This is a genomic window from Gilvimarinus sp. 1_MG-2023 (assembly GCF_030548285.1).
This window is the reverse complement of record NZ_JAUOSC010000770.1, coordinates 1-293: the sequence shown is the minus strand read 5'-3', so window position 1 is coordinate 293 and position 293 is coordinate 1. Positions and strand designations below refer to the sequence as shown.

Genomic DNA, 293 nt, shown 5'->3' with positions numbered 1-293 from the left:
GGGCTGGTGTGGCAAATGGAAGCCGAGTACGACCTGGCGGAAGATTTTATGCGTAAGGCCATTGCCAACGACAGCTCGTATACCGCCGCCAAACATCATCTGGGACGGCTGTATATCCAGATGAAAGAGTATGACAAGGCGAAAAAATGGCTCGAAACGGCAGCCGGAGATCGTTATTACGACAGCCGCGCCAGTGCGTATAACGACCTGGCGATGAACTATTACCGCCAGAACCAGCCGTCCAATGCCATTGACAGCTATATGGAAGCATTACGTTTGTCGCCATACAGTGT

The 293-nt window shown here is 51.9% G+C and carries 1 protein-coding gene; it reads left to right on the top strand.

Translation table 11 applies throughout. From position 1 onward, the window contains the following. Window positions 1-15 precede the first annotated feature (15 nt). A partial coding sequence (locus Q4563_RS18980; protein WP_303605617.1) for a tetratricopeptide repeat protein occupies window positions 16-293 on the top strand: 278 nt, incomplete at its 3' end.